The following is a 26,121-nucleotide window of genomic DNA, read 5'->3' on the forward strand; positions in this document are numbered from 1 at the left end:
GCCGACGAGCGACGGGGCGGGGCACGACGACGCAGGCAGCAGGGCCAACGGACCGGGAACGCCGAACCGTCGCGCAACGCGTCGCCGGCGACCCGCGAACGCAACGCCGACGGCAGGGCGAAGCGAAGCGGAGCCCTGCGCGCAGCACAGGTCAGCTCCGCCCCCAAGGCGGGGCGGAGATGGCCGGGGCAAGCCCGGCCGCAACGCAGCGACGACTTGTCGGAGCGAAGTGAAGGCTGGACCCCCAACCAAAGATCGAATCAGCCATCAACTCCCGACGAGAACGAGGCGAAGCCGAGAGACCGGAGGGAGGCGCGCGGCGCCTGGTTCGACAGGATGGGCGATTTTCGTGGCAGGAATCTCGGTTCTCACTTTCAGCCCCTCCCCTTTTTCGCCGCATCTGACTGTGTAGAGCCGCGCATCTCCGCGTCGGCCGCAGAAGGGCTGGACATGTCGGTCGGGAACAGCTCGAAGTCGGTCGGAGTGAAGATCACACGCGCAGTCGTGTACGCGGTGTTCGTCGTCGGGCTCGGCGGGCTGGTCAACGTCTTCTGGGCGATGGCGGCGCGGAAGTTCGGGTTCGAGGGTTCGCTGTTCCAGGACGTCGTGTCGATCATCCTTGCGGTGCTCACGCTGCTGCTCGCGGCGTTCACCTGCTGGCTGTTCTGGGAGGGCCCGAACACCCGCGCGAAGGGCCATGCCGAACCCGCACCGAGCGTTCGGCTACGTCACCGGCGCCGCCGCGCTCGCGTGGCCGCTCACATGCTCACCATCGGCGGCCAGCCGGTGCTGTGGCCGTGGAAACCGAAGCCGCCGTACTGGTTCCAGGACGTCCCGATCCTCAACGAGGTGTGGAAGCCAAACGGACACACCGCATACGTCGTCTACGCCCTCACCTACGAAGGGTTGCGGCCGTTCGGCATCGACCTGATCAGCCTGCCCGCGTAGCGACAGCGATCAGGGTCACCGCGCGAGCACCGCCCGAACCCGTTCCTGGGTGTCCCTACCGAACCCGACCCCGGCACCGTAGTACGACACATAGGCGACGAAATCACCCGTCTTCTCATCGAACTCATATCGCGCCCGCCACTTGCTCTTCTTCGAGTTCGAAATGAACGTCACCGTGGCGGTGAACCCGTCTGTGGAGGCGCGCAGGATGTTGTACCAGCTCGCGGCGACCTCGCTCACGATCTGCGCTCACTCCGGCTCGGTCAGCTCAGCCATCTCGCCCTTCCGTCGGGACCAAGCTACCGGCTCGCCGGGCGGCCGCCGCGCAGTCCACCGGCGGTACGGGCTGGCTTGCGCGGACCTGCGTGTAGGAACCGTTCAGGTGTACGAAGCCGGAGCCTTGATCCAGGCACCGCGCTGGCGTCGCGCGAGCCAGGGGGCCTTCGGAAAACCGTGCCTCAGGTGGTCGGCCCAGAGGCTTCGGATGATCCCGCGGGCTACCTGGTCGGATGCGGCGGGCATACCCCCTGGATTGGGGACCGGGATGTTGCCCCGCGAACGCGATGGTCGCCACTACCGTGTCGGTCATGCGTGTCGCAGTCCCCGCCCTTGCCCTGACCCTGTCTGCCGTCGCGATGCTCGCCGGCTGCGCTTCATCTGAGCCCGGACCGGTGGAGTACGGCAGCGTCGAGGACCTCCTTGACGCCTACCTCGCCGCCGGCGGCGGGCCCTGCAACGACTGGCAGCAAACCAACCTCGTGACGTTGTCCGCCGAATCCGGGAACTGCGCCGACGGCGACGCGGTGCTGATGACCTTCACCTCCGAGGAGAATCGCGATGCGGCGGTGGAGGGGCTCCACGAGTACGCCGACATGCTCGGCTTGCACCTGCTCGTCGGCCCGAACTGGATCGTGAACGCCTCCGACGTCCGCGACGTCCGGGGCAGTCTCGCCGGCACCTTGGTGATGAAGGAGCCGACCGAGTAGCCCGGCTCAGACCAGCCCGAGCTCGGCGACGTCGGCACCGGTGGATGCGATCGCAAGGATGATGGTGTCCGGTTCGGTGACGACCCATGGCCGAGAGCAGCGGCATCCGCGCTTCGGCTGGTGTCTTTGTCCGCTTTCCGGTTGTTGCATGTCAGGCATGCGGTCACCGCGTTCGCCCAGGTACTCCGGCTCCGCCGGACTGCGGCTGGACGTGGTCGACGGTGGTGCCGCGGCCGCCGCAGTACGCGCAGCGCCGGCCATCCCGTTCGAGATCACCGCGCCGCGACCGGGCGGCCTGGCGGTTTGGTGACGGCGCCGGTGACCGCACCCACCCCGGTGCAGCCCGAGCACCCCGCAACGCCGGTCGCTTAGGTTCCGAAGCCGTCCGGGTTCGCAGCGGTCGCCGCCGCAACCGTGAAGACCTCCACCGGCCCGATCGACGTGATCACCGAGCCGGCCCACAACGACACCCGGGAAAAGCCCCGCCAGGCCCTCCAGGAGACGCAACTCGCCCTCGCCGCCGCGCAGCGAGATCGCGAAGCTCACCGCGCAGCTTGTCGGCGCGGACCAGGAAGCCCGCGGCGCCCGGAGGAAGGCGAAGGGCGGCGCGGTGGAGGCCGACCCGTGCAGCCAGTACTCCCCCGACCTGTTCGCCACGGCCGAGGACGCCATCCGGCGGCGGCGGGCAGCACATCCTCGATGACGACGTGTATCTACCAGGACTTCGCCGAGGATGAGCTCGCCGACAGCGACGGTGAGGTGTGGCTGAACGAGCTCGCCGACGTCGCCGACGCCGGGCACGTCGAGATGACCGCTGCGGAACAGGCGCGGGTGGACCGGATCGCTGAACGGATCCACGACTGGGTGGTCGAGCAGCTCTGACCGGCATTCGATGCGCTCGGTACTACCCGATCGGAGCCCCAAACCGAAACCCGTGGTGACTCACAGTCTGAGCAACGCGGCCCAGATCACACAGTCAGCCCGTCACCGTCGCTTGCCCAGTGTCGGCAGCCCGCCGGACACCGTCCACACAGACGCCGAGCCGGTCGCGGTTGTCGTCGGGGTGCGCGCGTACGCCCTTCTGCTCGCCTCGGCGTTGAGCCTTCTCCGGATCTTCTCTTGCTCCGGAGTGAGGTCCATGAGGCGGGTCTTCTCCTCCGGGCGGGTGCTCTGCCATTGCACGAACATGCAGTTCGGGCATCGGCCGCCGCGACGCCGTGCCCGGACTACCCGGGTGCCGACGGGCAGCCCGCAGAGCGTGGCAAGCCCACCCTCGTCCACCTCATGTGCCCGGCGGGCGATCGTCACCCATGCGCTGCTGTCCGACATGGATGCACAATAGGGGCTATCCGGCGGTTTCGGCTAGGCTGTGGGCGCCGCCGGGCGGTCAGACGCGTTCGGCGCGGACGCGGACCGCTTCGCACATGCCGTGCCTGACCTGGACAAGGCTTGGTCGGCGCTCGTAGGCGCTGTGCTGACGAAACGGTGGCTGAACCGGCCGCGGCGTCCGCGTCGGTAGAGGGCTGGCGCTCCAGCCGACCTAGGACATCAGGAGCGACTACTTCGCAGCAGCGGCGCATAGTGGTCTCGTGACGAATGCAGCCCGCCGCCGAGAAGCGCTGACACCTCTGCGGTGAAGTATCGGTAGCGGACAAGGGCGGAGCCCGCGCCTTCGCGATCGTCAGCGACGAGCGCGTCGTCGAGCGCATGGTCGATCTCCTCCAGCCGAGGAAGAACGGCTACCAACTGGTTCTTGACCAGCGACTTCCGAGTCGAGACGAGCGCGTCACGTGCCGCGGTGAGGGCGTTCCTGCTTCGCGTGAGCTGGTAGATCGCGAATCCGATTCCCAATGCTCCGAGAACGAAGGCAGTCCAATCGAGTACTCCAGGAACATTCTCGAAGTCGAGCCACTGCCAGTCGCCGATCTTCACGTTCAGAGGCTATCGGCCGCTCTATGAGATGGTTCCGTGCGCCACGAGACCCTCCTTCTAGCGCCGCGTAGGCCTGAAAGGCGCCGGCGCACTGCGCAGGCGCTGTGCTGACGAAACGGTGGCTGGACCGCCGTGGTTACCACCCGGCTCGGTGCCGAAGGGCGGCGCCGTGGCACGGCACCCGCTGGCGTCCATAGCGAGCCGATGACGCTGGTCGTGCATCGTCGACCCTCGATAAGGTCGCCGCATGAATCAAGAGTGCGTCTTCTGCGATCTCATCCGTGACGATTCCGCGAACTGGGTCGCGGTCGAAGATCACGCGCTCGCATTTGAGCCCCTGCCGGAGGACACGCTCGCACCGGGCGCCACTCTGGTCATCCCACGGGAGCACCGCGAGGGCTTATTCGGACCGAGCGAAGCAGAACTCGCCGCGGTGATGGACCTGGTTCGACGAGTGGCCTCTGCCATGCGTGTTGGACTCGGCAGCACCGGCACGTTCATCGTTCAAGCGAGTGGGCCGGACGCGGGCGGTACGGTTCCGCACACGCATTTCCACGTGATGCCGTGTTGGTCGGACGACGACGCCTCATTCTGGCCACAGGACCGCTCCGCACATGTGGTCGCTGGCGACCCGTACGCAGCGATCCGTACTGCCCTCACTTGACCGTTGCGTATGCGCCCTTGGCCGCGGCGGAAGGTCGGTCTCTGACCGGCGCACCTAGTGAAGTTCGGTGTAGCTGAGCAGCCCCGCGCTGCGTAACGACCTCAGCAGTGCGCCCGGCGTGCGGGCGTCGATCTCCACGGCGTCCCCGTGTACTCGCGGCGCCCCGCGTCCGGGATGCCATTGCCGGCAGTACACGAACCGCGGTCTGCCCTCCCATGCTCTGACCACCGGTGGGTGTGCCGGGTCGAGCAGGAGTGCTTCCTGTTGGTCTGTGGTCAGCGCCTCGAACTCGTGAGCGTGGTTGAGCAGCTCCATCTCGCGGCGCATGACGGTGAGCCGGACAGCCGCATCGCGCAACCCGGCAACCTGCTGCCCGCGGAGCTGGTGCCAGTCGTGGTCGTCGGAGTAGTCGGCGTACATCTCCGGCGCCACCGCGCGCAGCAGTTGCGAGCGGCTGGGGAAGATCCCGGCGGCGGTGTCGCCGAGCGCCGGCCCGTATGCCGCGATCATCCGTGGTCCGGGCACACCCAAGCGTCAGCTCGTCTGTGCCGTGCGCATTCTGGGCAGGTCGCCGCAGCCTGCGGCTCAACACCGTCCTGAACGAGCTCTCGCAGCTCCGCGGTCTGCTCCACCGTGGACCCCACCAGGACGAGCACGATGCGATCCCCGTCGCGCTTCGCCGCGCGCACCTGCACGTCCGGGTCGATGTCCAACGCGGCATCCCAGGCCTCGCGGATTGTTGCTTCCCACCCCGGCGCCTGATGAATCAAGCGGGTGAGGCGGGCGGGCAACTCGCTCTTCGTTGTGTCGTACACGTCATCCCTATGCGCGGCATGGGTCCGTTCCGAAACGGCTGCATTGCCGCGCATAGGAGGGGTGGAGTCGGCCGGATCAAGCCAGGTTCGCTCACTCAAACAAGTCCCTCACTGCACGCCTGAGAGGGAACGGAGGTGAACGAGTTCCGGTCAGTCCCAGCCGGTTCAGGGGCTCGTGCATAGAGCCTTCGGACCGGTTGCCACAGACATCCGGCCACGACGGTTCGGAAGGAAACAGATGACCAGCAAGGCCCGCACACGCGGCACCCCAGCAGGACCGCACGCCCGGCGACCGGTGAGCTCGCGCCGACCGCACGAGCTCCAGTCGCACGCCTCCACAAAGACCGCTCCGAGCGACAGCTACACGGGCGACCGTCTCCTCGACATCAACGAGGTCGCCGAGATTCTCCGTGTCAGCGTCCTCACCATCTACGACTGGCGATACAAGGGCCGCGGAATCGCCGCCGTGAAACTCGGCCGGCTCCTCCGCTGGCGTGAATCCGACGTTCGCACGTACCTCGCCAACCTCATCGCCAACTGAACGAAGGAAAGACCATGACCAGCAAGATTCCCATCGGCGGGCACGGCGCCATCAGCGGAAAGCAGCAGCCGGACGGCTCGTGGCGGTATTCCACCCGCTACCGCGATGTCGACGGCAAGCTGCGTCCCGTCAACGCCTACGGTCCCGGCAAGCGTGCCCAGGAGCAGCGGCTGTTGCAGAAGCTCCGCGAGCGCACGAACCCTTCCCAGCTCGACCTGACGGTGGACTCGAAGTTCCCGCTGCTCGTAGAACGGTGGCGTCGTGAGTCGGAGCAGCGGGTTGCGACCGGCAAGGTGAAGGAGCAGTACGTCGCCGAGCAGGAACGGCAGCTTCGGAAGTGGCTGATGCCTGCCTTCGAGGAGCTCACGCTGCGGCAGATCACGGCAGACCGACTCGCGCAGTACTTCGACAGGATTCGGCCGGAAGCCCGGAACGAGACCCGGAACATCCGGTCCCTCATGTCGCGAATCTTGGCCGTTGCCGTCAGGTACGGTCTCTATCCGGTCAATCCAGTAGCGGGAACGCTCCCCGAAACGCCGGCCAAGAAAGAGCCGAAGGCTCTCTCCATCGAAGATGCCCTCCGGCTCCGCGGGCACTCTCGTGCGTTCCGGACCGGCCCGGGCGTCATGGGACCGCCGCCGACGTCCGAACTGCCCGACATCATCGACTTCATGCTGGGAACCGGCGCGAGAATCGGGGAAGCCCTCGCCATCCGCTGGCGCGACCTCGTCCTGACCGGGCCGCTCCCCACCGCCGAGTTCAACGGCACCGTGGTCTACGTGAAGCGTAAGGGCTACTTCCGCCAGGAGTTCACGAAGAGCTCCGCAGGCGAGCGGACTGTCTCGCTCCCGCCGTTCCTCGTCGAGGTGCTTCGCCGCCGCGGGAAGAACCGAGCCAGCTCGGAGTGGGTGTTCCCCGCCGCCAACGGGAATCTGCGTCAGACGCAGAATGTCCACCGGGCATGGCGCAGCATGCGCAAGGGCACCGAGTGGGAGTGGGTGACCCCTCACACATTCCGCAAGACCGTCGCGACACTCCTCGACGCCAACGTCGACACCGCCACAGCGGCGAAGCAGCTCGGCCACGCATCGGAGGAAATCACCCGCCGCTACTACGTCGCACCGAGCAACCTCGCGCCAGACACGTCCCACATCCTGGAACAGCTCGGGACTGTCACGCACCTCGCTGGGGCCGCGCACCCTGAGGTTGAGGGCGACGAGGAAGCCGCCGGGATGTGAGACGTGGCGCTCCGAGAACCGCCTAAACGGTGCCGGAGTCCAGATACTTCCAGACCTCCGCCTCCGCCTGGGCGGGTGACAGCCGCGGCGCGTACGCCAACTTGTGCATCTCTCGAAGCTCGGCCGTGGGGTCAACCAGCATGTTTCGCTCGCTGCTGTTTCCCCGCCGAACGACGCGGCGCTGAACTCTTGCACGACGATCAAGCCGTCGACGGCGCCTGATCGCCCAGTCAATGTAGGTGGACCAAGCTCGGTCGCGCCGGCTCTTGGGCGTCTCCGCGCCGGCTGACTCGATCGCATCCAGCTCCGACACCGAGATACCGAGAATCAGCGCCGCGCGATCTGGCCGTAAGCCGAGTGAGAGCCGGAGCTCGTACACGGCTGTCGTGCGGCGAACGGTTGCCATCAGTGGCATCGTTCCTTCCCGACTGAGCGCGCTCCCATAGTCCAGGTACTTCGAGAGAACCGACGCCACGAACACCGGATCTGCGGAGCGCGCACTCTCTTGGTTCTCCAACAGACTCGCCGGCTCACCGAGCAACGCGGCCGCCGACTGGACCTGTAGCCCTAGAGCCATTCGCAGTCGCCGCAAGTCAGGCGTGATCACTGCCGCCACTCGACTCCGTCGACGCCGCGCCCTCCGGTCAGTCATCGTGCCTTCACCCCGTAAACCATGATGCGGTGCTCCGCCGACATCGTCCGGTTGCGCTCGGCGAGTCCGTCGTCGGAGTGGGCTCAAACGCCCGGCAGGGAGCAGGTCTCAACAAGGAGTGTGTGACGAATGTGTGATCGCGACGGAAATCGCTCCGCGAATGGCACCCGAACAAACGCCGAAACCCCCGGCGAACCGGGGGTTTCATTGGTGGACCTGAGGGGATTCGAACCCCTGACCCCCTGCATGCCATGCAGGTGCGCTACCAGCTGCGCCACAGGCCCCCGTCACCCTCGCGGGCAACCAGTACAGGCTACTACATCCGTGGGGATGAGTCGGAACGCCGGAGGCCTCCGCGAGAGGTCAGTCGAACAGCTCGCTCAGCCAGTTGTCCTTCTTCTTCTTGCGGTAGTAGCCGTCGGAGCTGCCGTAGCGCTGGTCGCCGTAGCTCGGTGTCGGGAACTGCGGTGCCCCGTACGGCTGGGTCGGCGGCATCGGCGGAACCTGCGCGGGCGGGACCTGCGACGGGTATCCCCCGGCCGCAGCCGGTGCGGCGTCCGCCCGGTCGATGATTTTGTCGAGCTCTCCGCGGTCCAGCCACACCCCGCGGCACTCCGGGCAGTAGTCGATCTCGACGCCACTCCGCTCGCTCATCACGAGGGTGGCGCCATCATTGGGACACTTCATGCGTCAAGCAAATCAGATGCGGCCATGGGCGCGCTGAAGAGCGCACTTTGACCGCGCTGGCAGTCCGATGCGGTCCGAGTCGTCGGACTTCCGGCGCGACACGCCGGGAGAGCGACCGCCTGAGTACGGCGTGTCGCGACGGAAGTCCGCCGATCGGCACCGTCGGCGGGGCGCGGACGCTTCGACCGGATCAGCGACCGACCTGCGTCAGGCGGTGCGCTCGTTCGCGAGCTCGAGCGGGATGACGGGGCAGTCCCGCCAGAGGCGTTCGAGCGAGTAGTACATGCGGTCCTCTTCGTGGAAGACGTGCACGACCAGGTCGCCGAAGTCGAGGAGCACCCAGCGACCCTCGGCGCGGCCCTCGCGCCGCAGCGCCTTCACGCCGGTCTCGAGGAGCTTGTCCTCGATCTCCTCGGCGATGGCCACGACGTTGCGCTCGTTCCGGCCGGTGACCAGCAGGAAGATGTCGGCGAGCGGCAACGGCTCCGAGACGTCCAGCGCGACGAGATCCGCGCCCTGCTTCGCGTCGGCTGCGTTGGCCGCGGTGCTCAGAAGCTCGAGGGCGCGTTGCGATGCTGTCACGGTGTCCTTTGTACCCGGTGCCACTGAGCGAGCGCCCAGGATCTCACAAGCTCCCGGTGGCGACGCTGACGATGCCGAGGGTGAGCACGACCGCGGCCATCGCCGACGCCGAGATCGCCAGGACCGTCGGGAGGCGGTTGCTCTTCGGCTTGCGTGCGGCGATCATGCCGCGGGTGGACGTGTGGGAGCTCACGGCACGGATGGCGCGCACCGGGGTGGAACCGGTGGTCTTCATCTCCTCGTCGTCCGCGTCGAGCAGGTGGTCGATGGCGTCGTCGAGCGTGTCGGGGTGGGCACCGGTTGCGCCGAGGCTCCGCGGCAGGTCGATCGAGCCCGTGACCAGGATCTCGCCGGTGCTCAGCGAGTAGCTGAGCTCGCTCGGGTTCGGCACGGAGGGGAGCACGAGCGACGCGGGCGTGGACCCGGTAGATCCGCTGGCGAACCCGCGTGACATCCCGGATGGGAACGCGTCGTCCTCGACTTCGGACTGGCTCCAGTGCGGGAAGGCGGATCCGCTGCGGAGCGGTTCCCGGTCCGCAACCGGCGGCTCGGGCTTCTCGGCGGGCTTCTTGGCACGGACGCTCGGTGCCGGGCTCTGCGGGACGACCGGCGCGACCGCGGTCGGCGTGTTCGTGTCGTCGAAGAACGACTCGATGCCCTGCTGGTCGGCAACGTCTGCGGCAGCCTCCGCTTTGGACGCGCTCTCGGCGGCGCGGTCCTTCTCGGCCCGCGCGCTGCGCTGAATGCCGATGAGGTCGGTGAACGACGGGTACTTCTGCGCCGGCTCCGGTTCGACGAGCGGCGGCGGCGTGGCCGACCCGCCCGAGGTCGCGGCGGCCACGGCGTCGGCCGTGAGCGCGACGCCGTGAGCGGAGAGGGCATCGAGCGCCGACACGGGCGTGCTCGACGTGGCGCGCGCCGGGCGGGGCAGATCGATCGGTCCGGAGCGGAGGAGGAAGTCGACTGCCTCCGTGGCGGGCGGCTGCTCAGGTGTCTGCGCCGCCTGGATCTTCGACTGCGCGGCGGCGCGCAGGGCGCGGAGCTCGCGGCGGGTGAGGGTGGCGTTCGGCACCGGGTCGGTCGCCGCCGCACCGGGCGCCACCGGAAGCTGAGCGGGTGCGGGTGCGGCCTCCGTCTTCACCTGCGGGCGCTCCATGGTGAGCTGCCCTGGGCCGCCCTGGGTGAAGTAGTCGAGGTCGGTCCCGGTGCGGGGCTGGGGCGCGGAGAACGCCGACGACGGTCGTGCCTCCGGGCTGTAGTCGCGGGAGCGGTACGAGGGGTGATCCTGCTTTGCGAGCGCCTGCGTCGGCGGCATCGCATCACCGGCATCGACGGGAGTGAGCGAGCGGGCGCGGCCGGCATACGTCGGCAGGTTCGGGCGGGACTGGGTGACGTAGGTGAGCGGCTCGGCCGGAGCGTTCGGCTCCGGGGTGAGCGCGCGGCGACCGCTCGCCGGGCGGAGCACGTGCTCCTCGGCGGACCGTTCAGCGGTCTCGCGGGCCTCGGCCTGTGCGCGTTCACTCTGCCGCGCCGCCCGCCTCGAGAGAGGTGGCGGGTCCTGATAGGTCGTCATCTCACGCTCCCCGATAAAGATGGTGCTTGGTGATGTACTGGACGACGCCGTCCGGCACCAAATACCAAACTGGATACCCCCCGTTGACCCGCGCGCGGCAATCCGATGAAGAGATCGCCAGCGCGGGGACTTCCATTGAGCTTACGCTCTGCTCTGGCAATCCGCGAATAGACAGCGCGTGTCCCGGACGAGAGACCGCGACGAATTTCGCGAGCTTCCAGAGCTCTTCGTGGTCTTTCCACTCCAGGATCTGGGCGATCGCATCCGCTCCGGAGATGAAGTACAGCTGCGCGTCCGGTCGCTCGGCCTGGATGTCGCGGAGGGTGTCGATCGTATAGGTGGGGCCACCGCGCTCCAGGTCCACGCGGCTCACGGTGAAGCGGGGGTTCGCGGCCGTCGCGATGACGGTCATCAGGTACCGGTGCTCGCCCGAGCTGACGCCGGTCTTCATCCACGGCTGGCCGGTGGGCACGAAGATGACCTCGTCGAGGTCGTAGTTCTGCGCCACCTCGCTGGCGGCGACGAGGTGCCCGTGATGGATGGGATCGAAGGTGCCACCCATGATCCCGACGCGAGGACGGCGAGTGACGCCGGTGTCGGTCACGCGCGCCGCCTAGTGGGCGGTGTCCTGGCTCTGGGACGCGCCGCGCGACTTGCCCGCGTGGCGGTTCGCGACATCCCGGTAGCTGTAGGTGATGAGCGCGATGACCGTGAAGAAGATCGCCATGACCAGAGCGATGACGAGCGGCGGCGCGATGAGCGGCGCGGACTCGTGCTCAGCGGCTGCGGTGAGGAACAGGGCGAGCTGCGTCATGGATTCTCCGTTTCAGACGGGTTCGAGTCTAATGGCGCTTCAGCGCTCAGCCCCGCACCTGACCCGTGCCGCGAACGGTCCACTTGCTGCTGGTCAGCTCGCTGAGTCCCATGGGTCCGCGGGCGTGCAGCTTCTGCGTGGAGATGCCGACCTCGGCGCCGAACCCGAACTCCCCGCCGTCGGTGAAGCGGGTGGATGCGTTCACCATCACCACAGCTGAGTCGACCTCGGCGAGGAAGCGCTCCGCGTTGGCGAGATCCGCCGTGACGATGGACTCGGTGTGGCTGGTCGACCAGCGCCGGATGTGCTCCAGGGCGCCGTCGAGGTCGTCCACCACGCGCACCGCGAGGTCGTGGTCGAGGTATTCGGCAGCCCAGTCCTCATCGGTTGCCGGCACGGAGTCCGGGAATATCTTCGCGGTGCGGTCATCGGCGTGGATCGTGACGCCCTTGGCGCGAAGCCCGGAGAGCACCGGGGGCAGCAGCCGATCCGCCGCATCGGCATGCACCAGGAGTGTCTCGAGCGTGTTGCACACGCTCACCCGCTGCGTCTTCGCGTTCACGGCGAGGTCGATCGCCATCGCGTCGTCCGCGGAGGCGTCGAGGAACATGTGCACGACACCGGCGCCCGTCTCGATGACCGGCACCTTCGACTCCTGCACCACCGTGTCGATGAGGCCGGCGCTCCCCCGCGGGATGAGCACGTCGACGTAGCCGCGGGCCTGCATCAGCTCCGTGGCGCCCTGACGCCCGAACTCGTCGATCGTCTGCACCGCGTCGGCGGGGAGCCCTGCCGACTCCAGCGCCTCCCGGATCAGCTCCACGAGCACCCGGTTCGTGTTCTCGGCTGCGCTGCCGCCACGGAGCACGACCGCGTTGCCGCTCTTCAGGGCAAGCGCCGCGATGTCGATGGTGACGTTGGGGCGCGCCTCGTAGATGACGCCGACCACACCGAACGGCACGCGAATCTGCGTGAGCTTCAGCCCGTTCGGCAGCACCTTGCCGCGCACGACCTCCCCGACGGGGTCGACGAGTGCGGCGACCTGCCGGACCGCGTCCGCGAGGCCATGGAGCCGGCGGGCATCGAGGCTGAGCCGGTCGAGCAGCCCGCTGCTCAGCGAGTTCTCGCGGCCATTGGCGAGGTCGAGTGCGTTGGCGGCGAAGATGCGATCCGCTCCTTCGAGGATCGCACCGGCGATGGCCTCGAGTGCCGCGTTCTTGCGGTCTGCGGCGAGCGTGGCGAGTGCGCGTGCCGCGATCCGGGAGCGCTCGAGCTTCTCGATCAGCGACGTCTGGACGGCGGCATCAGGCATGCCGTCAATGCTACCGATGCCCCCGCACCCCTGCTCGGGTGGGCGTGGTCAGTGCGCGGGCACCGTCGACAGGGAGCCGGTGTGGGTGCGGGGTGCTGCGTCGAACCAGGTGCCGATGTGCGCGCCCGACAACGCCGCGCCGACCTGCGCCGCCGAGGTGAGCAGCACGGCGGTGCCGCTCTGCGTGGCGAGCCTCGCGGCCGCGATCTTCGTGCCGGCTCCCCCGGTGCCGACGCCGGCACTGCCGATGTCGCCGAGCTTCACGCCGGCGAGGTCGTCCCCGAGTGGAACGTGCTCGATGCGCTCGGCGCCCGGCTCGTGCGGCGGACGCGTGTACAGCGCATCCACATCCGAGAGCAGCACCAGCAGGTCCGCGTGCAGCAGCTTGCTGACGAGCGCCGCCAGATGGTCGTTGTCGCCGAAGCGGATCTCCTGCGTGGCGACCGTGTCGTTCTCGTTGACGATCGGCAGGATGCGCAGCGACAGCAGCCGCTCCATCGCACGCTGGGCGTTGCTTCTGGGCGTCGGATGCTCCAGGTCACCGGCGGTGAGCAGCACCTGTCCGGCGACGATGCCGTACCGGTCCAGACTCTCCTGGTAGCGGAAGATGAGCAGGTTCTGACCGACGGCCGCCGCCGCCTGCTGGGTCGCGAGGTCGGCGGGCCGGGAGTCCAGCTGCAGGTGCGGCATTCCAGTGGCGATCGCGCCGGACGAGACCAGGGTGACCTCGACGCCTCTGCCGTGCACCGACGCGAGGGCGTCGACGAGCGGGGTGATCTGCCCGACGTTCTCACCGCTGATCGACGACGAGCCGACCTTCACGACGATGCGTCGCGCCGACGCCACGACCTCGGTTCGATTGCGGCCCAGATCACCCACCGTCGTCCTCCCGCCACAGACCGGCCTCCTTCTCACGCAGCAGCTCGGCGCGCGCCTCGGCCTTCGCGTCCATCCGATCGAAGTACTCCTCACGACGCTGGTTGCGCGTCGGACGGAGGTTCGGGTGCAGCCGCTCGTCGGCGCCGCGGGGGCTGGTGATGAGCTCCGCGGCGGAGGTGAGGGTCGGCTCCCAGTCGAAGACGATCGCGTTGCCCTCGCCGATCACCACGGTCGAGCCGGGCACCGCTCCGACACGGAACAGCTCCTCCTCTGTGCCGAGCTTCGCCAGCCGGTCGGCGAGGTATCCGACGGCCTCGTCGTTGGTGAAATCGGTCTGAGCGACCCAGCGCTCGGGCTTCGCGCCCAGGATGCGGTAGACGGGCCCGTCGCTGCCGCCCTCGACCCGGATCGTGAAGTCCCGCGCGTCGACCGGCTTCGGCCGGAGCACGATCCGCGGAGCGGCCGGCTCGGCGGCTTTCCGTGCACGATCCGCCTCGACCAGCTCGGCCAGCGCGAAGGACAGCTCGCGGAGCCCCTCGCGACTCACCGCGCTGATCTCGAACACCCGATACCCGCGCCCTTCGAGCTCGCCGCGGACCATGGCGGCGAGGTCGCGCGCATCGGGCACATCCACCTTGTTGAGCGCGATCAGCTGCGGGCGCTCCAGCAGCGGAGTCTGCCCATCCGGGACCGGGTAGGCGGCGAGCTCGCCGAGGATCACGTCGAGGTCGCTCAGCGGGTCGCGCCCGGGGTCGAGGGTCGCGCAGTCGAGAACGTGCAGGAGGGCGGTGCACCGCTCCACGTGGCGGAGGAACTCCAGCCCGAGACCCTTGCCCTCACTGGCGCCCTCGATGAGACCGGGCACATCTGCGACCGTGTACCGCACGGAGCCCGCTTCCACCACGCCGAGGTTCGGGTGCAGCGTGGTGAACGGGTAGTCGGCGATCTTGGGTCGTGCTGCCGACATCGCCGCGATGAGGCTGGACTTGCCGGCGCTGGGGAAGCCGACGAGCGCGACATCCGCGACGGTCTTCAGCTCGAGCCGGATGTCGCCCTCCCAGCCGGGCGTGCCGAGCAGCGCGAAGCCGGGCGCTTTCCGCTTCGTGCTCGCGAGCGCGGCGTTGCCGAGCCCGCCCTGACCGGCCGGGGCGGCGACGAAGCGCATGCCCGGCTCGGTGAGGTCGACGAGTTCGGTGCCGTCCTCATCCTTCACCACAGTGCCGACCGGCACGGGCAGCTCGAGGTCGGCGCCCTTGTGGCCGCTGCGGTGGTCGCCCATGCCGGGGCCGCCGTTCTCGCTGGAGCGGTGCGGGGCGCGGTGGTAGCCGAGCAGCGTGGTGACCTGGGAGTCGGCGACGAGGACGATGTCGCCGCCGTTGCCGCCGTTGCCGCCGTCTGGGCCGGCGAGGGGCTTGAACTTCTCACGACGCACCGACACGCAGCCGTGGCCGCCGGAGCCGGCGCGCAGGTGCAACGTCACCTGATCGACGAATGTGGCCATGGCGACTACCTACTACCTGCTCCAGCGGAGCCCTCTGCAAATGACGAAGGCGAGCCGAAGCTCGCCCTCGTGAAGAAAATCTCGCCTAGCCGGCGACGATGTTGACGACCTTGCGGCCGCCCTTCGTGCCGAACTCGACCGCTCCGGCCTCGAGGGCGAAGAGCGTGTCGTCCCCGCCGCGGCCGACGCCGGCACCGGGGTGGAAGTGGGTTCCGCGCTGGCGGACGAGGATCTCGCCGGCCTTGACGACCTGCCCGCCGTAGCGCTTCACGCCGAGGCGCTGAGCGTTGGAGTCGCGGCCGTTGCGGGTGGAGGATGCGCCCTTTTTGTGTGCCATGAGTGTGTCAGCCCCTTGATTACTTGATGCTGGTGATCTTGACGCGGGTGAGCTCCGAGCGGTGGCCCTGGCGCTTCTTGTACCCGGTCTTGTTCTTGAACTTCTGGATGACGATCTTCGGGCCGCGCAGGTCGCGAACGACCTCGGCCGTCACCTTGACCTTTGCGAGCGACTGGGCGTCGGAGGTGATCGTGTCTCCGTCGACGAGCAGCACGGGCGCGAGCTCGATGTTGCCGTTCTCGTCGGCCGCGATGCGGTCGAGGACGACCACCGTTCCGACCTCGACCTTTTCTTGACGGCCGCCTGCGCGCACAACTGCGTAAACCACGATGAACCCTTTGCTTTGAGAGGAAAGTCTTGGCGCTCCGCGCGAACTCGACCAGGAAAGCTTAGCTTCCCCGACGCAGCCGACTGGAATCAGCAGCTGATCCGTCAGTCTTCAGCGCACGCACGCCAACGGTCAAGAATACTCGACGCCCAGTGCCCGGTCAAACCACGGCGGTGCGGGAGCTGTTGCGCTCCCACAGCCAGAGCAGAACGCCGCCCAGCAGCGCTGTCGGCAGCAGATCGAGAAGCCTGTCGACCGCCTCCCGCAGTCGGTTCCAGGGGTTCAGCGGGGAGCCCTCGAACTGCTCCCGCGTGGCGACGATCTCGAGCGCGAACTCGGCGAGCCACCCGAATGGGCCGAATCCCCAGGCCAGCGCACCGAGGATGAGGACGCCGGTCATGGCCATCGCGCCGGCGACGAGGCTCCGCAGCAGAACCGCGCCGACCCGAAGCTCTGCCGTCACTGGCAGCACCAGCCAGAGCGAGAGGAATGCACCCGCGAACGCCGCGAGCGCCTGTGCTATCGGGCTGCTCAGCACCGTCCACGACGGCGTCGTGATCACGACCGCTCCGTCGGCGAAGCCCATAAAGAAGAAGTCGGCGGCCGGCCACGGGCCGCCGATCAGCTTGAGCATCAGGAAGAGGGCCACTGCACCGGCGACCGCGGCGGCCCGAGCCGGATGGCCGCGGAGCCGCCGCGCGCTCACTGCGGCTGCTGCGGGGGCACGCCGCCGTTGCCCCGCGTGTCCAGCCACAGCTGGTGCTCCTGGAGCGCTCGACGGACCGCAGCCCGGACAACGAGGTACAGGCCGAGGAACAGCAGCGCGACGACACCGAGATACAGGAGCGGGGCCAGCACCGTGAAGAACAGGTGCGGGAAGGGAAGAATCGGATTGACGACGTCCACGGTCAGAACGTAGCAGTGGGCCCGGCGGTAGCCTCGGAATGAGGCGGAGCGCGGCGCTCCACCGGACGGAGCCGTTCACGTGATCCTGATCGACGAGGCCATCTGGCCCGCGCACGGGACACTCTGGGCGCACCTGGTGAGTGACTCGACACTGGAAGAGCTCCACGCGTTCGCGCGCGATGCCGGCGTGCCACCCCGCAGCTTCGACTCCGACCATTACGACGTGCCGCAGGAGCGGCGCGCCGAGCTCATCGCGCGCGGCGCCACGCCGGTCTCCGGCAAGGAGCTGGTGCGCCGGCTGCAGGCGAGCGGGCTGCGGGTATCGCAGCGCCAAAGGCGCTTCGGTCGCTGAGCGACCGGGTTGCCTCACTCGGGCTTCGTCGACACCTTCGCCGGGCTGCCGCCGGCCGATGACGCCCGACGTGAGCCGCGACCGCGACCCTGACCGGGCTTCTTCGGCTCTGGGAGCGCCTCGAGCACCGAGCCGAGGATGGACTCGGCATCCTCGGTGCTGAGCTTGCGGCTGGACCGAGGTGCACGGCCGACCGGGATGTCGAGGATCGCGACAGGTGTGGCGGGCTCCTCGGCCGTCGTCCTCTCCGCCGGCGTCGCTTCGACGGCGGACGCGATCGCTTCAGCAGGCACTTCCGCTGCTGGAGCGGGTGCCGGGTCGTTCCCGGACGTCTGGGTGCTCTCAGCGGCAGCCGTCGCCGGCTGGACTTCGGCGGGCGTCTCCTGCGCGTGGGTGACGGTGCTCTTCGCGATCTTCGCCAGGGCGTTCCGCACATCGTCGGTGATCGCGTGCGTGCCGCTGCCGCCTCCGTTGCCGGACTTCACGGGGGCCGACTGCTGGCCCTTGCCGCGCCGTCCGCCGTTGCCGCGGGTGGGCTCCTGGGCGCTTCCGCGGTGCTTGCTCGTCGGCTCGTGCTGCACGATGATGCCGCGGCCGGCGCAGACCTCGCACGGTGCGCTGAACGACTCCAGCAGCCCGAGTCCGAGCTTCTTGCGGGTCATCTGCACCAGGCCGAGCGAGGTCACCTCGGCGACCTGGTGCTTGGTCCGGTCGCGGCTGAGGCACTCGACGAGGCGGCGGAGCACCAGGTCGCGGTTCGACTCCAGCACCATGTCGATGAAGTCGACGACGATGATGCCGCCGATGTCGCGCAGCCGGAGCTGCCGCACGATCTCCTCGGCCGCCTCCAGGTTGTTCTTGGTGACGGTCTCTTCGAGGTTGCCGCCGGAGCCCACGAACTTGCCCGTGTTGACGTCGACGACGGTCATCGCCTCGGTGCGGTCGATGACGAGTGAGCCTCCGGAGGGCAGCCACACCTTGCGGTCGAGCGCCTTCTCGATCTGCTCGGAGATGCGGTGCTCGTCGAACGCGTCGCGTTCCCCCTCGTACCGCTCGACCCGGTCGAGGAGGTCAGGCGCCACGGCGCGGAGGTAGCCCTCGATCGTCTCGCGGGCGTCGTCGCCGGCGATGACGAGCTTCTGGAAGTCCTCGTTGAACACGTCGCGGATGATCTTCACCAGCAGATCCGGCTCGCTGTGCAGCATGGCGGGCGCGGAGACGGTCTCCACCTGGCGGCTGATCTCCGCCCACTGGTTGGTGAGGCGGGTGACATCGCGGGTGAGCTGCTCCTCCGTGGCGCCCTCTGCCGCGGTGCGCACGATCACGCCGACGTTGTCCGGAAGCACCTCTTTGAGGATCTTCTTCAGGCGCGCCCGCTCGGTGTCGGGGAGCTTCCTGCTGATGCCGTTCATGGAGCCGTTCGGCACGTACACGAGGTACCGGCCGGGAAGGCTGACCTGGCTGGTGAGGCGGGCGCCCTTGTGGCCGACCGGGTCCTTGGTGACCTGCACCAGCACCTTGTCGCCGGGCTTCAGCGCCAGCTCGATCCGGCGGGGCTGGTTCTTGTTCTCGCCCTCGCTGGCGGCGTCCCAGTCGACCTCGCCGGAGTAGAGCACGGCGTTCCGGCCTCGTCCGATGTCGACGAACGCGGCCTCCATGCTGGGGAGCACGTTCTGCACCCGTCCCAGGTAGACGTTGCCGATCATCGACGCTTCCTGGTTCCGGGCGACGTAGTGCTCGACGAGCACCCCGTCCTCCAGCACGCCGATCTGGATGCGACCGGCCTTCGAGCGGACGACCATGACGCGGTCGACGCTCTCGCGCCGGGCGAGGAACTCCGCCTCGGTGATGACCGGACGGCGCCGGCCGGCGTCACGCCCGTCCCGGCGGCGCTGCTTCTTCGCCTCGAGTCGTGTCGAGCCCTTGACGCGCTGCGGTTCCGTGATCGGCTCCGGCTGCTTGCGCGGCTGGCGCACCTTCACGACGTGGCGTGGGGTCTCCTCCTGAGCCTGCGGCTCGCGCGTCTCGCGGCCCTCCTCGCCGGCGCGGCGGCGGGTGCGGCGGCGGACCGAGCTGCGCTCCGTCTGGTCGTCGTCTTCTTCGTCGACGGGAGCGAAGTGCTGAGGGGAGGGCGTCGGCAGGTCCGGCGCCTGGAAGATGAGGGAGGTCGTGGGCCGGACCGCGCGGGCGGGCGCCTCGGATGCCGGATCCGCCTCGATGACGCCGGCCGACTCGGGCTGCGCCTCCTGGGACTCGTCCGCTGCCTGCGCGTCGCCGAGCGTCGCGGCGGACTCCGTATTCTCGAACGGAGCCGCGACCTCGCCTGCGGCGGAGTCGGCCTCAGGCGTCTGGCCGGCCCCCGTCACCGGGTCGCTCTGCGCCTCAGGGCCGCTGCCGGGTTCCGTGGTCTCGTTCGTGTCGTTGTTCTCCACCATCGCTGGTGCACTCCTTGGCCCGGATCCTCGGCCGCGCGGCGGTCCGGGTACTCTCTGCGCAACCTCCCGGTCGCGAAATCCTCACGTGGTCCCGACCGGCTCTGGCGGCTCTGGTCGGCGGTGCACTGTCACCGCACCAACGGAACTGACTATCCGTGACGGAGCATCCACTGCTCGCGTCGCCCGGTTTCGAGAGGGCGCTGCGCGCCTCCTCGACCCAAGGGTTCCCTTGTGCCCGGAAAAGCTTTTCGTGTGGTCGTCCGAGCGCGGCCCGGACGACTTGATTCATTATCGCACGCGGCGTCAGCGAACCCCGAATCACCCCCATGGAATAATCCGAGGGTGTCGCAAGCGTCCTTCCGTCCGTCCAGCACCCTCGCCGTCTTCCTGATCATCTTCGGGGTCGTGGGCTGGATCTCCGCGTTCGCCTTGACGCTCGACAAGTTCGCTCTGCTGGAAGACCCGAACGCGGTGCTCAACTGCAACATCAGCCCGCTCGTGCAGTGCGGTGCGAACCTGAATTCGCCTGAGGGTGCGGTGTTCTTCGACGTGCCGAACCCGCTGTGGGGTCTCGGCGGATTCGTCGCACCCATCGCGGTGGGTGTCGGCGTGCTGGCGGGAGCACGCTTCTCGCGGTGGTTCTGGATCGCGTTCAACGTGGGCGTCGCCGGAGCGCTCGCCTTTGTGATCTGGCTGATCGCGCAGAGCATCTTCAAGCTCGGAACACTGTGCCCGTGGTGCATGGCCGTCTGGTCGATCACCATCCCGATGTTCTGGGCCGTGACCCTCTACACCCTCAAGAGCGGGGTGATCCCGATCGGCGATCGGGGACGCCGCATCGCATCGGCGCTGTACGGATGGGTCCCCGCGATCACGGTCGCCTCGTACCTGGTCGTCGCCATCCTCGCCCAGCTGCGCCTGAACGTCCTCCAGTCGCTTCTGTAGCCGCAGCGACTAGGAGGCGGGGAACCAGAGGGCGAGCTCGCGCTCGGCGGATTCCGGCGAGTCGGAGCCGTGCACGAGGTTCTGCTGCACCGCGAGTCCCCAGTCGCGGCCGAGATCCCCGCGGATCGTGCCCGGCGCCGCCGTCGTGGGATCCGTGGTCCCGGCAAGCGTGCGGAAGCCCTCGATGACCCGGTTGCCGGCGACCCGCATGGCGACCACCGGACCGCTCTCCATGAATTCGACGAGCGGCTCGTAGAACGGCTTGCCGACGTGCTCTTCGTAGTGATTCCCGAGCAGGTCGCGGTCGGCCTCGACCAGCCGGATGTCGACGAGCTGGTAGCCCTTCGCCTCGATCCGGCGCAGGATCTCGCCGGTGAGGTTTCGGGCGACGCCGTCGGGCTTCACCAGGACGAGGGTCTCCTGAACGCTGGTCATTCGGTCTCCTTGGACTTCTGCGGTGGGATGGCTGGGTCGGATGCTGAGGACGTGCCGGGGGCGGGCGCATCGGCGGGGGCCGTGTCGGAGGCGCGCTCTTCAACCGGATGCGCTGCCAGATAGGCGGCCTTCGCGCGGTCCAGCTGCCGGCCCTTTCCGAAGCAGAACACCCACAGCCCGGCGAAGCCGGCGCCGACGAACCACATCACGGGCGTGACGAGGCCGAGCAGGATCAGCACGACCTGCAGCAGCCAGCCCAGCCACACTCCGACCGGCGACCGGACGAGCCTCGCGTCGATCGCGAGGACGAGGATGAGTGCCGCTCCGCCGCCGAGGGCGACGCCGGCGGGGAGCTGCTCGAGGCCGTAGACGGTGAGGGCGACGAAGAACACCACGATCGCCTCGAGCACGAGCACGATCGACAGGAGCGACTCGGAGGCGGTGCGCTCCCGGCGCGCGCGGCCCGGCGTTGCGGCGGTCACGGCTTCCAGCGCTCGCGTTCGGCCAGCACCATGGCGTCGGCGACGACCGTGATCGAGCCGGTGACGAGCACCGCTCGCTTCGGCGCCTGCGACGCCCAGGCGCGCGCATCAGCGAGCGCGTCGTCCACGGATTCGAAGCGTCCGAGCTCCGCGTGCGGGGCGACGCTCTCCACCTCGTCGGCGAGCTCGTCGAACCCGATGGCCCGATCGGAGCTGGACTGGGTGACGGCGAACCGGGTGGCGATGGGCGAGAGCGCGCGGATGATGCCGGGCGCGTCCTTGTCGGTCAGCACTCCCAGCACGACGGTGACCTCGTTGAAGTCGAAGTACTCGGTGATCGCGGAGGACAGCGCTTCGGCGCCGTGCGGGTTGTGGGCCGCGTCGACGATCACCGACGGCTCGATGCCGACGAGCTGGAGCCGTCCCGGCGACGTGACGGTGGCAAGGCCTTCGGCCAGCACATCGCCAGGGATGGCGTGGCGTCCGTCACCGAGGAACGACTCGACGGCCGCGATCGCGACCGCGGTGTTCTGCGCCTGATGGTCGCCGAAGAGCGGCAGGAACGCGCTGTCGTAACGACCGGCGATCCCCCGGATCGACAGCAGCTGCCCGCCCACCGCGACCGAGCTCTCGAGCACCCCGAACTCGCTTCCTTCGACTGCCAGCTCGGACTCACTGAGCTCCGCCGCTTCGCGCAGGACCGCCGCGACCTCGTCCGACTGCCGCGCGCTCACGATACGCGCGGACGGCTTGATGATGCCCGACTTGGTGCGCGCGATCTCCTCCACGGTGGAGCCCAGCCGGGCGACGTGATCCAGCGCGACCGGCGTGAATACGGCCACTTGCCCGTCCACGACGTTGGTCGAATCCCACTCGCCGCCCATCCCGACCTCGATCACCGCGACGTCGACCGGCGCATCGGCGAAGCTCGCCAGGGCGAGCACGGTCAGCGCCTCGAAGTAGCTGAGCGGCTGCTCCCCGGCTGCGGTCAGCTCGGCGTCGACCATCAGCAGGTACGGCTGCACGTCGGCCCAGTTCTCCACCAGCTTCTCGTCGGAGATCGGCTGGCCGTCGATCATGATCCGCTCGTTGATCCTCGCGAGGTGCGGGCTGGTGAGCAGCCCGGTGCGCAGGTCGTGCGCGCGCAGCAGGCTCTCGATGATCCGGCTGGTGCTGGTCTTGCCATTGGTGCCGGTCACGTGCACGGACGGATAAGAGCGGTGCGGGTCGCCGAGCAGTTCAACGGCGCGCCGTGTGGCGGAGAGCCGCGGCTGCGGGCTCGCCTCGCCGACCCGCGCCAGCAGGTCGGCGTACACCGCGTCCGCCGCCTCCTTGAACTGCTCGTCCGAGTCCTGGGCTGCGCTCATGCCCGCTCCACCGCGACCAGAACGGAGCCGTTCGCCCCGACCGGCTTGGCGTTGCGGGAGCCGTCCCCCTCGCCGAGCGGCTTCCGTTCGACGCGCACGGCGAGCGTCTCGCGGGCGATGAGGCTTTCGAACGAGTCCACGTCCTCCAGGGTGCCACTGTCGGCTGAAAGGCGGAGCACGATGCGGTCGCTGACGTCGAGGCCGGCATCCTTGCGCGCCTGCTGGATCACCCGGATGACGTCGCGGGCTGCCCCCTCCGACTCGAGCTCCGGGGTCACGTCGGTGGCGAGCAGCACGAAGCCGCCGCCGGGGAGGAAGGCGACAGCGCTGGACGGGTCGGCGATGTCGAGCTGCAGCTCGTACTCCCCCGGCTTCAGCGCGAAGCCGCCGGCGGTCACCAGCTCGCCGTCGAGAGACCAGTCGCCGGATTTGGACGCCTTGATCACGGCCTGGACGTCTTTGCCGAGGCGCGGCCCGAGTGCGCGGGCGTTGACCGTCAGCCGCCGCGTGATGCCGTGCTGCTCCAGAGCATGCTGGCCGAGGCGCTGCGTGGTGACCGCCTTCACGTTGAGCTCGTCGCGCAGGATGTCCGCGAACGGCGACACGGCATCCGCGTCGTCGCTCACGACGGTCAGCTCCGCGAGGGGCAGGCGCACCCGCAGGTTCTTGGACTTCCGCAGCGCGAGGCCGGCTGAGGCGATCTCCCGCACCCGGTCCATCGCCGAGACGAGCTCCGGGTCGCGCGGGAACCGCGAGGCGTCCGGCCAGTCGGTCAGGTGCACACTCCGCCCGCCGGTGAGGCCCCGCCAGATCTCCTCCGTGACGAGGGGCAGCAGCGGGGCCGCAGCACGGGTGAGGGTCTCGAGCACCGTGAACAGGGTGTCGAACGCGGCGGTGTCGTCGCCCGCCCAGAACCGGTCGCGGCTGCGGCGCACGTACCAGTTGGTGAGCACATCGCCGAAGTCGCGCAGCGCCTGGGCGGCGAGGGGGCTGTCGAGCTGCTCGAGGTGTGCGGTGACCTCGTCGAGCATGTCCCCGGTCTTCGCGAGCAGGTACCGGTCCAGCACGTCGGTCGAGTCGGTGCGCCACTCCGCGGTGCGGGTCGCTGCGTTGGCGTACAGGGTGAAGAAGTAGTAGGTGCTCCACAGCGGCAGCAGCAGCTGCCGGACGCCCTCGCGGATGCCCTCCTCGGTGACGATGAGATTGCCGCCCCGGAGAACCGAACTCGACATCAGGAACCAGCGCATCGCATCCGCGCCGTCCCGGTCGAACACCTCGCTCACATCCGGGTAGTTGCGCAGGCTCTTCGACATCTTCTGCCCGTCGCTGCCCAGCACGATGCCGTGGCTGATGACGTTCTTGAACGCCGGGCGGTCGAACAGGGCGCTGGAGAGAACATGCATCGTGTAGAACCAGCCGCGGGTCTGGCCGATGTACTCGACGATGAAGTCGGCGGGGTTATGCGTCTTGAACCACTCGGCGTTCTCGAACGGGTAGTGCACCTGCGCGAACGGCATGGATCCGGAGTCGAACCACACGTCGAGCACATCCGGGATGCGTCGCATCGTGGACCTGCCCGTCGGGTCGTCGGGGTTCGGACGGGTGAGCTCGTCGATGTACGGCCGGTGCAGGTCCGGCTCGCCGCTCTCGTTTCGGGGCAGGCGGCCGAAGTCGCGCTCCAGCTCCTCGAGGGAGCCGTAGACGTCGACACGCGGGTGCGACGGGTCGTCGCTCTTCCAGACCGGGATCGGACTCCCCCAGAACCTGTTGCGGGAGATCGACCAGTCGCGGGCATTGCTGACCCACTTGCCGAACTGGCCGTGCTTCACGTTCTCCGGCACCCAGTGGATCTCTTCGTTCAGCTCGCCCATCCGGTCCCGGAACTCGGGCACCCGCACGAACCAGCTCGACACGGCCTTGTAGATGAGCGGATTCCGGCATCGCCAGCAGTGCGGATACGGGTGCTCGTAGCTTGCCATCCGCAGCAGCCGGTTCTCCGCCCGCAGCAGCTGGATGAGGGTCTTGTTCGCGTCGAACCAGCGCATGCCGGCGACCTGCGGCACGGCGGGCAGGAAGCGGCCGCCCTCGTCGAGCGACAGGATCACCGGGATGCCGGCTTTGGCCGAGATGATCTGGTCCTCCTCGCCGTAGGCGGGCGCCTGGTGCACGATGCCGGTGCCCTCGCCGGTCGCCACGTAGTCCGCGACCAGGATCTGCCACGCGTTGCCGGTGCCCCATTCGTCCGCGTCGGCGTAGAAGTCCCAGAGCCGGTCGTAGAGCACGCCATCCAGCTCCCGGCCTGGCAGCGTGCGGGTGACGGCGGCGATGGCGTCCTCGGCGGATGCGTAGCCGAGGTCCTTCGCATAGGCGCCGACCGTGTCGGCGGCGAGGAGATAGGCGGCGAGACCCTCCTCGGATCCGTCGCCGGCGCTGAGCGGTCCGCTCGAAATCACGGCGTACTGGATGTCGGGCCCCACGGCGAGGGCAAGGTTGGTCGGCAGAGTCCACGGCGTCGTCGTCCACGCCAGCGCGCGGACCGCGGTCAGCCCGAGCGCCTCGGCCTTTGCTCCGACCAGTGGGAAGGTGACCGTGACAGAGGGGTCCTGCCGTGACTTGTAGACGTCGTCGTCCATCCGCAGCTCATGGTTCGACAGCGGCGTCTCGTCGTTCCAGCAGTACGGCAGCACCCGGTAGCCCTCGTAGGCGAGACCCTTGTCGTGCAGCTGCTGGAACGCCCACAGCACGCTCTCCATGAACGAGATGTCGAGGGTCTTGTAGTCGTTCTCGAAGTCCACCCATCGCGCCTGGCGGGTGACGTACTCCTGCCACTCGTCCGTGTAGCGCAGCACCGACTCGCGTGCCTTCTGGTTGAAGGCGGCGATCCCCATGTCTTCGATCTGCCTCTTCTCGGTGATGCCGAGCTGGCGCATCGCCTCCAGCTCGGCGGGGAGCCCGTGGGTGTCCCAGCCGAAGCGCCGATGCACCTGCTTGCCTCGCATGGTCTGGAAGCGCGGGAACACGTCCTTGGCGTAGCCGGTCAGCAGGTGCCCGTAGTGCGGCAGGCCGTTCGCGAACGGCGGGCCGTCATAGAACACCCACTCCGGGCAGTTTTCGCGCTGCTCGACGGACGCACGGAACGTGCCGTCCTGCTTCCAGAAGGCCAGGATTCCCCGTTCGATCTCCGGGAAGTCCGGGGACGACGGCACACCGGCGTCCGGGCGGGAAGTGCGGGGGTAGACCATGGGACTCCTCGTCGTTCAGGTTCCGACGAGGACGGCGAACGCCGCGGTACCACCTCGCTTGCCTGCTCATCCCCCGGTTCGGGGAATGAACTGACCGCTCTTGTGCTCGGCTGTGACGGGCCTTCCCCGCTCGGTTCTACTGGGTTCCGGCTTTGAGCGTGCCGAAGG

General features: G+C 68.6%; 32 protein-coding genes and 1 tRNA gene. 8 read left to right on the top strand and 25 right to left on the bottom strand.

The features are described 5' to 3' along the window. The first annotated feature begins 450 nt into the window (after nt 1-450). Nucleotides 451-948 carry a hypothetical protein gene (locus ACFFGH_RS10770; RefSeq protein ID WP_386668070.1) on the top strand — a complete coding sequence of 166 codons (498 nt, stop codon included), beginning with the start codon at nt 451-453 and terminating at the stop codon, nt 946-948. 15 nt (nt 949-963) lie between these two features. Here ACFFGH_RS10770 and ACFFGH_RS10775 read toward each other — a convergent pair whose 3' ends face one another. Next, on the bottom strand, nt 964-1,188 hold the full coding sequence (locus ACFFGH_RS10775) for a hypothetical protein (RefSeq protein WP_386668072.1): 225 nt from the start codon (nt 1,186-1,188) through the stop codon (nt 964-966). A gap of 347 nt (nt 1,189-1,535) precedes the next feature. Here ACFFGH_RS10775 and ACFFGH_RS10780 point away from each other — a divergent pair, with 347 nt between their 5' ends. Continuing rightward, nucleotides 1,536-1,934: a hypothetical protein gene (locus ACFFGH_RS10780; protein ID WP_386668074.1), complete on the top strand. Its 399-nt coding sequence runs from the start codon at nt 1,536-1,538 to the stop codon at nt 1,932-1,934. 6 nt (nt 1,935-1,940) lie between these two features. Here the strand turns inward: ACFFGH_RS10780 and ACFFGH_RS10785 are convergent, their stop codons facing one another. After that, nucleotides 1,941-2,480: a hypothetical protein gene (locus ACFFGH_RS10785; RefSeq protein ID WP_386668076.1), complete on the bottom strand. Its 540-nt coding sequence runs from the start codon at nt 2,478-2,480 to the stop codon at nt 1,941-1,943. A 153-nt stretch (nt 2,481-2,633) separates the two neighbouring features. Here ACFFGH_RS10785 and ACFFGH_RS10790 point away from each other — a divergent pair, with 153 nt between their 5' ends. Next, on the top strand, nt 2,634-2,816 hold the full coding sequence (locus ACFFGH_RS10790; protein WP_386668078.1) for a hypothetical protein: 183 nt from the start codon (nt 2,634-2,636) through the stop codon (nt 2,814-2,816). 102 nt (nt 2,817-2,918) lie between these two features. On the opposite strand, the gene ACFFGH_RS10795 is transcribed toward ACFFGH_RS10790, so the two are convergent. Further along, nucleotides 2,919-3,263 (bottom strand): hypothetical protein, encoded by a 345-nt coding sequence (locus ACFFGH_RS10795; RefSeq protein ID WP_386668080.1) that lies wholly within the window; start codon nt 3,261-3,263, stop codon nt 2,919-2,921. A gap of 219 nt (nt 3,264-3,482) precedes the next feature. Then, the gene (locus tag ACFFGH_RS10800; protein ID WP_386668082.1) at nt 3,483-3,866 is read right to left on the bottom strand and encodes a hypothetical protein; all 384 of its coding nucleotides are present in this window, start codon (nt 3,864-3,866) and stop codon (nt 3,483-3,485) included. Nucleotides 3,867-4,113: 247 nt separating this feature from the next. On the opposite strand from ACFFGH_RS10800, the gene ACFFGH_RS10805 reads away from it, so the two are divergent. After that, nucleotides 4,114-4,530, top strand: a complete 417-nt coding sequence (locus tag ACFFGH_RS10805) for an HIT family protein (RefSeq protein WP_386668084.1) — start codon at nt 4,114-4,116, stop codon at nt 4,528-4,530. A gap of 54 nt (nt 4,531-4,584) precedes the next feature. Here ACFFGH_RS10805 and ACFFGH_RS10810 read toward each other — a convergent pair whose 3' ends face one another. Together ACFFGH_RS10810 and ACFFGH_RS10815 are read right to left on the bottom strand one after the other, a co-directional pair. Further along, a complete protein-coding gene (locus tag ACFFGH_RS10810; protein WP_386668086.1) occupies nt 4,585-5,040 on the bottom strand; it encodes a hypothetical protein in 456 nt (151 codons plus the stop codon). Further along, nucleotides 5,037-5,399, bottom strand: a complete 363-nt coding sequence (locus ACFFGH_RS10815; protein ID WP_386668088.1) for a hypothetical protein — start codon at nt 5,397-5,399, stop codon at nt 5,037-5,039. The genes ACFFGH_RS10810 and ACFFGH_RS10815 overlap by 4 nt, the downstream gene beginning before the upstream one ends. A 184-nt stretch (nt 5,400-5,583) precedes the next feature. Here ACFFGH_RS10815 and ACFFGH_RS10820 point away from each other — a divergent pair, with 184 nt between their 5' ends. Both ACFFGH_RS10820 and ACFFGH_RS10825 read left to right on the top strand, forming a co-directional pair. Continuing rightward, complete coding sequence (locus tag ACFFGH_RS10820) at nt 5,584-5,886, top strand: helix-turn-helix transcriptional regulator (protein WP_386668090.1); 303 nt, start codon at nt 5,584-5,586, stop codon at nt 5,884-5,886. A gap of 14 nt (nt 5,887-5,900) precedes the next feature. After that, complete coding sequence (locus ACFFGH_RS10825; RefSeq protein ID WP_386668092.1) at nt 5,901-7,124, top strand: tyrosine-type recombinase/integrase; 1,224 nt, start codon at nt 5,901-5,903, stop codon at nt 7,122-7,124. A 22-nt stretch (nt 7,125-7,146) separates the two neighbouring features. Here ACFFGH_RS10825 and ACFFGH_RS10830 read toward each other — a convergent pair whose 3' ends face one another. The 14 genes from ACFFGH_RS10830 to ACFFGH_RS10895 all read right to left on the bottom strand — a co-directional run bounded on the left by ACFFGH_RS10830 (nt 7,147) and on the right by ACFFGH_RS10895 (nt 16,695). Further along, on the bottom strand, nt 7,147-7,731 hold the full coding sequence (locus ACFFGH_RS10830) for a hypothetical protein (protein WP_386668094.1): 585 nt from the start codon (nt 7,729-7,731) through the stop codon (nt 7,147-7,149). A 253-nt stretch (nt 7,732-7,984) separates the two neighbouring features. After that, a tRNA-Ala gene (locus ACFFGH_RS10835) sits at nt 7,985-8,060 on the bottom strand. Nucleotides 8,061-8,139: 79 nt separating this feature from the next. Continuing rightward, the gene (locus tag ACFFGH_RS10840; protein WP_386668096.1) at nt 8,140-8,463 is read right to left on the bottom strand and encodes a TFIIB-type zinc ribbon-containing protein; all 324 of its coding nucleotides are present in this window, start codon (nt 8,461-8,463) and stop codon (nt 8,140-8,142) included. 207 nt (nt 8,464-8,670) lie between these two features. Further along, nucleotides 8,671-9,045 carry a ribosome silencing factor gene (gene rsfS, locus ACFFGH_RS10845; protein WP_386668098.1) on the bottom strand — a complete coding sequence of 125 codons (375 nt, stop codon included), beginning with the start codon at nt 9,043-9,045 and terminating at the stop codon, nt 8,671-8,673. A gap of 43 nt (nt 9,046-9,088) precedes the next feature. Next, complete coding sequence (locus tag ACFFGH_RS10850) at nt 9,089-10,618, bottom strand: hypothetical protein (protein WP_386668100.1); 1,530 nt, start codon at nt 10,616-10,618, stop codon at nt 9,089-9,091. A gap of 1 nt (nt 10,619) precedes the next feature. Beyond that, the gene (gene nadD / locus ACFFGH_RS10855) at nt 10,620-11,222 is read right to left on the bottom strand and encodes a nicotinate-nucleotide adenylyltransferase (RefSeq protein WP_386668102.1); all 603 of its coding nucleotides are present in this window, start codon (nt 11,220-11,222) and stop codon (nt 10,620-10,622) included. 9 nt (nt 11,223-11,231) lie between these two features. Next, the gene (locus tag ACFFGH_RS10860; RefSeq protein ID WP_386668104.1) at nt 11,232-11,432 is read right to left on the bottom strand and encodes a hypothetical protein; all 201 of its coding nucleotides are present in this window, start codon (nt 11,430-11,432) and stop codon (nt 11,232-11,234) included. A gap of 46 nt (nt 11,433-11,478) precedes the next feature. Then, nucleotides 11,479-12,744: a glutamate-5-semialdehyde dehydrogenase gene (locus ACFFGH_RS10865; RefSeq protein ID WP_386668106.1), complete on the bottom strand. Its 1,266-nt coding sequence runs from the start codon at nt 12,742-12,744 to the stop codon at nt 11,479-11,481. A gap of 48 nt (nt 12,745-12,792) precedes the next feature. Further along, complete coding sequence (gene proB / locus ACFFGH_RS10870; RefSeq protein WP_386668108.1) at nt 12,793-13,623, bottom strand: glutamate 5-kinase; 831 nt, start codon at nt 13,621-13,623, stop codon at nt 12,793-12,795. After that, on the bottom strand, nt 13,616-15,124 hold the full coding sequence (gene obgE / locus ACFFGH_RS10875) for a GTPase ObgE (protein WP_386668110.1): 1,509 nt from the start codon (nt 15,122-15,124) through the stop codon (nt 13,616-13,618). Before obgE ends, proB begins: the two co-directional genes overlap by 8 nt. Nucleotides 15,125-15,209: 85 nt before the next feature. Then, on the bottom strand, nt 15,210-15,461 hold the full coding sequence (gene rpmA, locus ACFFGH_RS10880) for a 50S ribosomal protein L27 (protein WP_386668112.1): 252 nt from the start codon (nt 15,459-15,461) through the stop codon (nt 15,210-15,212). A 19-nt stretch (nt 15,462-15,480) separates the two neighbouring features. Further along, nucleotides 15,481-15,789 (bottom strand): 50S ribosomal protein L21, encoded by a 309-nt coding sequence (gene rplU, locus ACFFGH_RS10885; RefSeq protein WP_386668114.1) that lies wholly within the window; start codon nt 15,787-15,789, stop codon nt 15,481-15,483. Between the two features lie 160 nt (nt 15,790-15,949). Continuing rightward, nucleotides 15,950-16,495, bottom strand: a complete 546-nt coding sequence (locus ACFFGH_RS10890) for a hypothetical protein (protein WP_386668116.1) — start codon at nt 16,493-16,495, stop codon at nt 15,950-15,952. Beyond that, nucleotides 16,492-16,695 (bottom strand): hypothetical protein, encoded by a 204-nt coding sequence (locus ACFFGH_RS10895; RefSeq protein ID WP_386668118.1) that lies wholly within the window; start codon nt 16,693-16,695, stop codon nt 16,492-16,494. The genes ACFFGH_RS10890 and ACFFGH_RS10895 overlap by 4 nt, the downstream gene beginning before the upstream one ends. Before the next feature lie 79 nt (nt 16,696-16,774). Between ACFFGH_RS10895 and ACFFGH_RS10900 the strand changes: the two genes are divergently transcribed. Further along, entirely contained in the window at nt 16,775-17,047 is a 273-nt protein-coding gene (locus tag ACFFGH_RS10900) for a DUF4031 domain-containing protein (RefSeq protein ID WP_386668120.1), read from the top strand. A 14-nt stretch (nt 17,048-17,061) separates the two neighbouring features. On the opposite strand, the gene ACFFGH_RS10905 is transcribed toward ACFFGH_RS10900, so the two are convergent. Continuing rightward, nucleotides 17,062-19,482: an Rne/Rng family ribonuclease gene (locus tag ACFFGH_RS10905; protein ID WP_386668122.1), complete on the bottom strand. Its 2,421-nt coding sequence runs from the start codon at nt 19,480-19,482 to the stop codon at nt 17,062-17,064. Between the two features lie 342 nt (nt 19,483-19,824). Between ACFFGH_RS10905 and ACFFGH_RS10910 the strand changes: the two genes are divergently transcribed. After that, entirely contained in the window at nt 19,825-20,427 is a 603-nt protein-coding gene (locus ACFFGH_RS10910; RefSeq protein ID WP_386668124.1) for a vitamin K epoxide reductase family protein, read from the top strand. A gap of 9 nt (nt 20,428-20,436) precedes the next feature. Here the strand turns inward: ACFFGH_RS10910 and ndk are convergent, their stop codons facing one another. Genes ndk through ileS form a run of 4 tightly spaced genes read right to left on the bottom strand, consistent with a single transcriptional unit; the run spans nt 20,437 to nt 25,953 of the window. Further along, complete coding sequence (ndk, locus tag ACFFGH_RS10915) at nt 20,437-20,862, bottom strand: nucleoside-diphosphate kinase (RefSeq protein WP_386668126.1); 426 nt, start codon at nt 20,860-20,862, stop codon at nt 20,437-20,439. Continuing rightward, complete coding sequence (locus ACFFGH_RS10920) at nt 20,859-21,344, bottom strand: DUF4233 domain-containing protein (RefSeq protein WP_386668128.1); 486 nt, start codon at nt 21,342-21,344, stop codon at nt 20,859-20,861. The genes ndk and ACFFGH_RS10920 overlap by 4 nt, the downstream gene beginning before the upstream one ends. After that, entirely contained in the window at nt 21,341-22,711 is a 1,371-nt protein-coding gene (locus tag ACFFGH_RS10925; protein ID WP_386668130.1) for a bifunctional folylpolyglutamate synthase/dihydrofolate synthase, read from the bottom strand. The genes ACFFGH_RS10920 and ACFFGH_RS10925 overlap by 4 nt, the downstream gene beginning before the upstream one ends. Then, nucleotides 22,708-25,953 (bottom strand): isoleucine--tRNA ligase, encoded by a 3,246-nt coding sequence (gene ileS / locus ACFFGH_RS10930; protein ID WP_386668132.1) that lies wholly within the window; start codon nt 25,951-25,953, stop codon nt 22,708-22,710. Before ileS ends, ACFFGH_RS10925 begins: the two co-directional genes overlap by 4 nt. Nucleotides 25,954-26,121: the final 168 nt, after the last annotated feature.

Source organism: Lysobacter korlensis (genome assembly GCF_042434515.1).